The organism is Mesotoga sp. H07.pep.5.3 (genome assembly GCF_002752615.1).
Taxonomy (GTDB): Bacteria; Thermotogota; Thermotogae; order Petrotogales; family Kosmotogaceae; genus Mesotoga; species Mesotoga prima.
Genome location: NZ_AYTV01000011.1, coordinates 1 through 7,443, shown reverse-complemented (window position 1 = coordinate 7,443; position 7,443 = coordinate 1). Strand labels below are relative to the sequence as shown.

Sequence of the window (7,443 nt, the reverse complement as noted above, 5' to 3'; positions counted from 1 at the left end):
TTGTGTATCATGCCGGGCGCACCGGATCCCGAAACAAGTTCGGGATGACCCTGAACATAGGCCCTGAACAAGACCCCAAACAGAATTGCTGAACAAGGCCCCAAACAAGAGGCCCCAAGCAGGATCCCTGAACAGGAAAATTTAAGGGCAGGCTAATTGGCGCAGGCTTTCAGGACAGGCTCTACGAGATGACATCTCAGGGGCTGACAGGATGACAAAAAAAGCCCGCGGAGAACCGCGAGCCTCAAACTTCTGTCTTCATTTTCAAGTAGTTTTGCAGTCTTCTCTCGTCGAGAATTCCGTTGGCCACAGCCTCCCGAACCGCGCATCCCGGTTCGACGGTGTGGGTGCAGTTTCTGAACCTGCACTTTACGGAAAGTTCCACTATATCCTCAAATGCTTCGTCAACACCTTCGGTTCCAGTTATTGCAAACTCTCTCATTCCGGGAACATCTATGATTCTCCCTTCATCAGGGAGAAGATGCACCTGTGAGGAAGTGGTCGTATGCTTTCCCTTGTGTGTGGAATCGCTTACTTCGCCCGTTCTAACGTTTGAATTGCAAATCGCGTTTACTAGAGAGGATTTTCCGACGCCGGAACTTCCGGCCAGAACCGAAGACCTGCCCTGAAGAGCCGACTTGACCTCTTCCATGCCGGCGCCTGAGACGGTACTCGTGAGAAAAACCTGGTATCCGAGATCACGATATTTCTGGATATCCGCCTTCGTTTCTTCAGATAGGCCCAGGTCGGCTTTGTTAAAGACAATGGTCACGTCAAGATCCGAACCTCTCGCTGCAGTAATGTACCTTTCTATCAAGCTCTTGTGGTAAGGAGGATCCTTTATCGCCACGACAATAAGAACCTGATCAACGTTTGCAGCGATAACCTGATGGAGATGTCTCCCTTTTTTGCCAGCCCCTTTCCTGATAAGACATTTCTGACGGGGAAGAACCTCGGTAATTATTCCCTGGTCGTTATGAAGCCTTTCAAAAAACACCCTGTCGCCAACGGCAACAACGTTCTTCTCTGTTCTTTCCTTTTGAAGAAGCTTTCCTTTGAGAAGACAGCGGAAGAATTCGCCTGACTCTGATCTTACTTCTATCATGCCTTTTTGAACATTAGTTACCTCACCATTCATGATTGACCTCCAATTATTCGAGTTGGTTGAGAGAAAGAAAAAACCACGGGTTCTTACCGCCGTGGTTGAATAATCGGAAGAAATCGCCCTTCAGCGATCAATTTCCAAAAGAAGCGCGGTGTAAAAACCCATGGGGACAAGGAAACAATCAAAGATATAGGCCATTTACACCACCTCCTTTATGGAACCATCAATTATATAACATGATTTGCTTATTATGACGCCCTGTTGAGTAGGTTTAATTATGATGCCTTACGCCGGTATTTCTGGGGCTGATTCGAATTGTCTTGATGTTTTTTGTTATTGAAAGCCTTGCTTTAGTAAAAGTCTTTCCCGGATTGGAAAACGTGAGAACATCTCAATCTAAATGAATTCTTTTAGAGAATGCAGAATTGCTATCCATCATCCTTTCGTCGAGGAGAATAGCTGCATGTTCTGCCATAATGTTGCATAATCTTGTTGTAAATGACATATAGATGTAGTATTGAAGGACTAGTATTTTACCGACCGGTAAGTAAAAAACTATTGGGGGTGTTATTCATGGGTATTGTAGAAAGTATGAAGACTTCCATGCTAAGACAAGCAGGGAAGTATGTTGGTTCAGTCGTCAGGAATTCTTCTACTGAGAATATTGCAAGATTATTTGGCACTGTTGCTGCTTTGACGAAAGAACCAACAAAGAGCGGTCTAAAGAAACTGACGCAGATGGCCAAGGAAGAGCATCCAATGATCGTGTCCTGGCAAAATGTTTTCAAGAGATCTAGCCCTAAGGCAGTAGAAAAGGCTATGACGAACTTGGTTGTTAACGAATTTGCTCTCGGAGAGAAGATTCGTCAGGAAAAGATGCTTGAGCATGAGGTCGTCATTCCCAAGCTGGTTGTTATAAGCCCGACCTACGCCTGCAATTTGAACTGCGTGGGTTGCTATGCCGGTCTCTACGGAAGAAAGTATCAGCTTTCGAAGGAAGAGGTCAGTTCAATTATCAGACAGTCAAACGAGCTGGGCATTTACTTCTTCATAATTACCGGCGGAGAGCCTTTTGTATGGCCGCATCTTCTCGAAATTTTTGAAGAGTTCAACGATTCTTACTTCCAGGTCTACACCAATGGTACTCTTATCACGAAGGAAGTCGCCCAGAAACTCGCCGAACTAGGTAATGCGACGTTTGCCGTCTCGGTAGAAGGCTTTGAAGGCGAAACCGACTGGAGACGTGGAAGAAATGTCTTCCAGAAGGTCAGGCAGGCCTGGACAAATCTGCGAGAGGCAGGAGTAATTTACGGTACCTCTGTTACTGCGACCAGGCTGAACCACGAGGTAATGATGAAGGACGAGTTCTGGCAGTTCCTGAAGGACGAGGGTGTTTCTTACGCCTGGGTCTTCCAGTTCATGCCTGTTGGTATGAATCCCTCCATGGATCTTGTTCCTACTCCGGAGCAGAGATACGAGAGATTCTACAAGACCGAGCAAGAGAGGCTCGGTGGTGATTTCGCATTCGTTGCTGACTTCTGGAATCATGGATTCCTTACGAATGGTTGTCTGGCCGCCGGCGCGAAGTACCTTCACGTCAATGCAAAGGGTTACGTAGAACCATGTGTATTCCAGCAGTTTGCCGTTGATAGCATCAGGGAGAAGAGTCTTCTCGAAGTTATCAAGTCACCGTTCTTTACCGCGTACAAGAGAATGGTGCCCTACAGCAACAATCTTTTCAGACCCTGTCCAATCATTGACAACCCGAAGGTCCTAAGGGCAATGGTCAACAAGTTCCACGCCATTCCTCAGCATGATGGAAGCGAGAACGTTGTTACGGAGCTTGCCGGTCAGCTTGACGAACTCGCCGAAGGCTGGAAGAAGTACGCAGACAAGCTATACTACGAGGAAGGTTTTGCCGAAACCCATCCCGCACACAGGGGCGTGTACGATTTTGATGTTAGAATGAGAAAGTACGCTAACAACGAAGAAAAGCTTGCTATAGACAAAAAACCTTGAGGGGATGGTGGATCCGGTGCGAGCAAAGTTATCTTCTAGAGAGAGGATTATAAGAGCCGCCCGGAAGGCCTTTGCGGAGAGAGGTCACGACGGCGTCAGCATGTCTGAGATTGCGCAGATGGCTGGAGTGAAAAAGGCACTTATTTACTACTACTTTCCGAGCAAAGAGGATCTTTTTTACGAAGTTTGGCAATACTCTATTGACGAGCTCGAAGATCATGTCTTTTCCGAAACAAGCGACGAGAACGTTTATGTCTCAAAGCTCAAGAGGATTCTGAGATCGTACATAGATTTCATAACGAGCAAAAATGAGATCAAGAAAATCATGGATCAGGAACGCGCGAACCTTAGCAGGGAAGACAACGAGTCCTGGAAGAGAGTTAGAGACAGATACGAAGCCTTGAAAGAGAAGTTGTCGTCGGCCATAAATGATGCAAAGGCTGCTCAGGAAATCTCGATGGACGTCGATCCAGATAGCGCAGCAGACCTTATATTGAATGGTTTCAGTATAACGGAAGACCCTGACGGGCTAGAAAGCATAAGAGAAATAATCTGGAGGGGCCTGGTTAGCAACTCCGGAGAGTAATAAGAAAGAAGAGAGAGGGACTCAGTCCCTCTCTTTTTTTGTGCCTCTTCGCTTGAAGTCGAGAACTTCTCTGAATTTGGAATACTTTTCCTCGAAGTTCTTCCCTGAAATCTGAAGAAACTTCAGATAAAGCACGTCCAGGATCATCAGCTGCACTATACGAGTTATGAGACCACCCTCCGGGAAGATCAGCTTTGAGTAATAGCTTTCGAGATTCACGTTAGAGTAGCTGCTCAGCCTTGATCCCGCAGGTGTTATCGTGATTACCGAAGCTCCCGTCTTCTCGGAAAACTTCAGCGCGTCTAACAAGTCTACCGAAGTTCCAGTGCTGGATATAGCAACAACGACAGAATCATCTTTCAAATTGTATGCAGATATCATCTGCTCGTATCCGTTCTCTATCAGCTTGACTCTTTTGCCGCTTTGCAGCATCTTCAGGTAGAGATCGTGTCCCGCTACTGCATCGAAACCGAACGCGTAGATGTCTATATTTTCGCTCTCGACCAGAAGCTCTGCCGCCTTCTTTAAGTCGTCTTCGTTAAGACGGGAATAGGCTTCACGAATTGTTGAGGAAACGAGGTCCTCGTAGGCGTTCAGGTCATCGATCAGAATGGTTGACTTTTCCCGCTGCACAAGCACGTTAAGCTGACTGGCGACAGCTAATTTCAGCTGCGAGTAACCGGTGAAACCCATCTTCTGCGCGGCCTTTACGACCATCGATGGAGACACATTCAACCTTGAGGCAAGATCGTTTACGGAAAGCTCCAGCGCCTCTTCGGGATTTGTCATGATGAAGCTGGCTATCTTCTCTTCCGTCTGAGTGAATAGTGCTAAGGCTTCATTGTAGGACTGTATAAGGCTACTCATTATTGATCTTTGGCAGTCCTTCCGCTTTTATTTTTTCGAACCATTTGGCAAGCTCGGCACGAATGTTTTCCGGAACATTACTCACGAAATTTGGATCATCGTGAGTATAATCGATCATTCCTTCTGCAATTCCAACTCTCTTGGAAGTACCGAAGGGAAGTGTTCCGGCTTTGGCATCTGCGATAGTATTCTTCACCAAAACGTCTATGTGCTTCAGGAAACTCCCAAGAATAACGGAGGGATTCAAAGCGATCATGTTAGAGTCGACCGTGATCACATATTTGCCTCTGACCGAGGCTTCTTCAATGACTCCTATGCCACTGCCACCAGCAATGGAGAGGATAACGTCTGCTCCGGCATCGAACTGCTTCGCAGCGAGTTCACTCCCTCTAGAGGGATCCGACCAGCTACCCACAACACCGAAAAACACTCGAATCGAAGGATCAACCGCCTTTACGCCATTCTCGAAAGAGGGTCTCATGACATTGGTCATCGCTGGGTAAGTGTCCCCTGCGATCAACCCCACCACTTTCTCTTCATTTGCTCCTGGCAAACTGCTTGAAGTTATCAGCCCTGCGAAGATTCCGGCAAGAAAGGTCATTTCGTCGTCTCTGAAAGCCACAGAATAAGTGTTTGGAAGAGGGTTCTCGATAATCCCGTCCAGTAATGCGAACTTCTGGTTTGGGAACATTTTGGCGACTTTATTTACGCTTGCCGGCATACCTTCGGTGAAGGTCATGAGAAGATCGTACCTACCCAATGCCGCAAGGCTGATGAGCATTTGCTCCCATTTGGACTGGTTGTATCCGCCTTCGACGATCTTGATCTCTATCTCCTCAGAGGCCATTTCAAGCGCACCCTTTTGTACAAGTTCGTAAATGGCGTTTCCTCCGATCTCTCCCGTGATAAGAATCCCTACGCTGAACTTCGAAGCGGCAAATGTAACCGCCAATAGCAGGGAAAAAAGAAGTATTGCTCTTCGCATCTCTTCACGCTCCTCTAGCTTCATGCGTTTCGATTATAGTTCTTTCGAAGGAAATTTTCAAGAGCGCGAATTATATTCTTGATTTGGATTACATTGTAGGTGAAGAATCAGGGGTAGACCTCTTCATGACATAACCATTGTACTGCTTGATGTTTTGATCGAGAAGTTTTACCATTTCCGCCGAGTTGATAAGCCAGTTCAGGGAGAAGTCCTCGACAAGTTTTGCCACACGAAATTGAATCTCTTCAAGGTCCTCGCCCGCCATGTATGAGTGATAGGCATATGACCACACGTGAGGCGTCTTCGGACTGGAAGCTTCAATCTTTTCGAGATCAGCCTCAGCCATCGAAGAATAGACATGTACATAATCACCTGGAGAATCGACCTGCCAGCCATCTTCGGTCCAGGTGAAGAATCTCTTGAATACCGAAAGCTCGGTCTCTTCCTGAGCCTTTACCATATGATCGTCAACGACTATCAGTTCTACTGTCCCATCGCAGTCGAGATCGACGATATTCTCTGCGCGAGTGGGGTCCAGCGCCACGGTCAAGGAGTAGACCTCTGAATCGATTACAGTAATATAGTAGGCACCCAAAGGAGTCGAGTAATCGTCTGTGAGGAACCTGAAGATCGTGGTCTTCTGTCCTGGGAAGGGAACGTCACTAACTATAACCGGCGACATGATCGTTTTTCCTGCCAGGGTATCTACAACGACACCCTCTTTGTAGAACTTCACCACATCTGCGATTCCCATTACCGGATCGCCAGCCTCAAACTCAAATGCGATTCCTCCAGGCAGAAGGCTGTCCGAGTAAGGCTCATATTTCCAGGTCAATGTGCTTTCAGTTGATTCCATTTCAAATTGCGTGGCCTGAGGTGTAATTGAAGGCATGGCTGGATCCTGGTGTGATACTGTGCTCACCGGAGTTGGGGGAATCGGTTGCGAAGGAGTCAGTTCGGCTGCGGGATCGTCATCAAAAAAGCCGTCAAGGGAAAAGAGATCGTCGAAAGAATCCATGGCGAGAATCTCGCGCGCGAGATCTTCGAAGTAAGTAGTTACGGTAGCATCAGCATAGTCTGTAAAATCGTTGTTCCCCGCCAGACTTGAAATCGATATAAAGATAAATAACATCAAGAAAAAGAAATAAAAGTGATTCCTTCTCATACTGACCAATCTCCCACACCGTAATTATACGCCATTTCATTACGCATGAGCCCAGCTGACTCCGCTAACCGTGAACTGCCCGAAGAAGTCACCCACTTCCTTTTTTTTGCTAAGAGGGTAAAAAAGTCCCTCTCTTTTTCATTCCTTGTTGCCTGCCCTAAAATCCATTTGCTTTGTCATCGCGTAGAGCCTGCCCCAATTAGCCTGCCCTGAAGCCTGCCCCAAAATGCTCCTGTTTGGGGTCTCTGTTCAGGGATCCTGTTTGGGGGTCTTGCACGGGATCTCGTACCTAAGAACCACTGAACGCTGTGAAAACCGAGAAAGAGCACATCGGAGACGTTCGCATTGCTCACGAGAAGATGAGAGAGAAAATAGGAACTGACAGGGTCCATTAGAGCCGCTGAACGCTTAAGAACGAAGACCCGCTGTGCGCTGATAAGATCAAACCCGGATCCCGAACTAAATTCGGGATGACAATGAGAGGGACTTCCAAAAAGTCATGACGGGAATGATAGCAAACGTCATTTCGAAAACGCCTAAATCGGTCATGCTGAACTTGTTTCAGCATCTCCGGCTAGCTATTCTTCTATTAGAAAAGTGCTCGAATTGTATCATTGGCCCTTGCTGACTTCTTGCCAAAGGTCTCTAAGTTCTGGATTCGATTCTTTAATGAGGTTCAACTTCCATTCTCTTCTCCAGTTCTTCAACTGCTTTTC

The 7,443-nt window shown here is 46.9% G+C and carries 6 protein-coding genes; 2 read left to right on the top strand and 4 right to left on the bottom strand.

What is annotated here, in order from left to right; all coding sequences use genetic code 11:
- Positions 1-244: 244 nt before the first annotated feature.
- Complete coding sequence (gene rsgA, locus V513_RS03675; RefSeq protein ID WP_099771768.1) at positions 245-1,138, bottom strand: ribosome small subunit-dependent GTPase A; 894 nt, start codon at positions 1,136-1,138, stop codon at positions 245-247.
- 540 nt (positions 1,139-1,678) lie between these two features.
- Here rsgA and V513_RS03670 point away from each other — a divergent pair.
- Together V513_RS03670 and V513_RS03665 are read left to right on the top strand one after the other, a co-directional pair.
- Complete coding sequence (locus V513_RS03670) at positions 1,679-3,124, top strand: radical SAM protein (protein ID WP_099771767.1); 1,446 nt, start codon at positions 1,679-1,681, stop codon at positions 3,122-3,124.
- Positions 3,125-3,140: 16 nt separating this feature from the next.
- On the top strand, positions 3,141-3,710 hold the full coding sequence (locus V513_RS03665; RefSeq protein ID WP_257211928.1) for a TetR/AcrR family transcriptional regulator: 570 nt from the start codon (positions 3,141-3,143) through the stop codon (positions 3,708-3,710).
- Between the two features lie 21 nt (positions 3,711-3,731).
- On the opposite strand, the gene V513_RS03660 is transcribed toward V513_RS03665, so the two are convergent.
- The 3 genes from V513_RS03660 to V513_RS03650 form a co-directional block, all read right to left on the bottom strand.
- Positions 3,732-4,577, bottom strand: coding sequence for a MurR/RpiR family transcriptional regulator (locus V513_RS03660; RefSeq protein WP_099771765.1), 846 nt, complete (start codon positions 4,575-4,577; stop codon positions 3,732-3,734).
- Positions 4,570-5,562, bottom strand: coding sequence for a BMP family ABC transporter substrate-binding protein (locus V513_RS03655; RefSeq protein ID WP_099771764.1), 993 nt, complete (start codon positions 5,560-5,562; stop codon positions 4,570-4,572). The genes V513_RS03660 and V513_RS03655 overlap by 8 nt, the downstream gene beginning before the upstream one ends.
- Before the next feature lie 88 nt (positions 5,563-5,650).
- Positions 5,651-6,727 (bottom strand): hypothetical protein, encoded by a 1,077-nt coding sequence (locus tag V513_RS03650; RefSeq protein WP_099771763.1) that lies wholly within the window; start codon positions 6,725-6,727, stop codon positions 5,651-5,653.
- Positions 6,728-7,443 lie beyond the last annotated feature (716 nt).